This is a genomic window from Nocardia sp. NPDC058497 (assembly GCF_042720195.1).
Taxonomy (GTDB): Bacteria; Actinomycetota; Actinomycetes; order Mycobacteriales; family Mycobacteriaceae; genus Nocardia.
The window spans coordinates 1-1,854 of the sequence record NZ_JBHXMY010000853.1; the positions used below are offsets into that span (position 1 = coordinate 1).

The window sequence follows — 1,854 nt, forward strand, 5'->3', positions numbered from 1 at the left end:
CGATGTACTGCAAGGTCGCCCGAACCGAACCCAGGGTCAAATAGGGCACGACCCCGAGCCACATATAAAACGCCGGAGCGTGTCTATCGAAACCAGCCGAGCTCAGTACGTCGTGGAGTGAATCCGTCGCGAAATCTATCGGCGCGAACCGTACATTGTCGGGTTCCGCGATTCCAGCGGCAGCCAGTCGCCGGCGTTTCCACTGCTGCGTAGGCGGCTGATCCAGTTCCCAAATCGTACAATCCGGCAAATCGGCGCGGTACGCCAACGTGTCGATTCCCGCCCCGAGCAGGACAACCTGCGCTGTGCCGGACGAAACCGCATCTTTCAGCGCGTCCTCCGCGAACCGCTGGCGACCGGCGATGAACAGCCGCGCATCGGTGGGAAACAGCGTTTCGATGCGCTGACGGTCCGCGAAGTCGTGCTCCGACATGCCGAGCACAGCCAGCGCCAGGGGATCGGTGAACACCCTGGCCCCGTCCACGACCTGATGCACCGCACGGGCGACCGCCGCGCCGATCGCGGTCCGGCTGGGTCCGACCGGTCGGCGGTCCTGGCCGGGGGCCGGTTCACCAGCGAACGACGAGTGACCGCGGTCCATAGATGAACTCCTCCTCACGCATCTCGATGTCGGCCGGGGCCTCGACCAGGGCGAGGCCGGGCAGACGGTCGAACAGGACGTCCAGGAACTCGTCCAACTCGATGCGCGCGAGATGCGAACCGAGACAGCGGTGTATCCCGTAACCGAACCCCAGGTGGCCTGCCACGTCGCCGCGACGAAAATCCAGCACATCCGGGTCGTGGAACGCCGCCGGGTCGCGATTCGCGGCGAGTAGCGACACAGCGACCGTCTCACCAGCGCGAATCGCCACGCCGGCCAGCTCGACGTCGGTGGTCGCGGTACGCGGGGGCATCACCACCTGCGAGACGCTGAGGTAGCGCACCAACTCGTCGATCGCCGCGCCACCTGCCCTTCGTGCCTCGCGGTACGCGAGCAGTGTGGCCGGATTCTCCAGCAGCACCATCACCGCTGACAGCATCATGTTGGCAGAGGTCTCGGTACCACCGATGATCAGCATCATCCCGATGTTCGCCAGTTCCGCGTCGCCGAGTTCACCCGACTGAGCCAACCGGCCCAACAGGTCGTCGGAGCGCTCAACGCGCCGGCGTCGCACCAGATCTTCCAGATAGCGGATGGTGTCCAGGTAGATACCGATGGCGTCTTCAGGGCCGAGGTCCTCGATTTCGGACGGGCTCGTGAACCGGCGTTCGTCCGCGGGTATGCCGAGGAGCGTCGCGATGGTGCCGAAGGCGATCGGATGGGCCAATGCCGCTGCGAGGTCCGCGGTTCCCGCACGCTCGGCCAGCATCCCGTCGACGCGCTCGGTCACGAGCCGTCGCACGGCGGGACGCAGTGCCTCCATTCGCTGACGTGTGCACAGCGCCGACAAGATCCGCCGGTATCGGCTGTGTTCGGGCGGGTCGAGACTCGACAGCTGGCCGGGAAGCGCCGGGGGAAGCGCAGGGGCCGCGCCAGGTGGTGCCAGCGGGACATGTTGCAGTTCAGGGCGCGAGCTGAACGCCGGATCGGTCAGCACTCGACGCGCCAGTTCGTGATTCGCGACCAGCCAGCCCTGATGCCCGTCCGGGAAGGTCATCCTGGAAATGGGTTCGGTGCGCTGCAACTCGCGCAGATCGGCAGGCACCGCGAAGGGGCAACCGTGCGGGCGCTGTGTCGGCAACGCGTAGACAGAGCCCCCGAGTTCGTTCGTCGACATCTTGTTGCATCCTTCGGCCGGGCTGAATTCGGGCAGTTCCGCAGGACCGGGGGCGCCGAACGACGAAACATCGCGG

Annotated in this window: 2 protein-coding genes; both read right to left on the minus strand. The window is 66.3% G+C overall.

Annotated features, from left to right (window positions below; translation table 11 throughout):
- Positions 1 to 601, minus strand: a 601-nt coding sequence (locus tag ACFWPJ_RS31770) for a class I SAM-dependent methyltransferase (RefSeq protein ID WP_378857065.1), incomplete at its 3' end; no start/stop codon positions are given.
- A partial coding sequence (locus ACFWPJ_RS31775) for a cytochrome P450 (protein WP_378857067.1) occupies positions 570 to 1,854 on the minus strand: 1,285 nt, incomplete at its 5' end. The genes ACFWPJ_RS31775 and ACFWPJ_RS31770, both read right to left, overlap by 32 nt.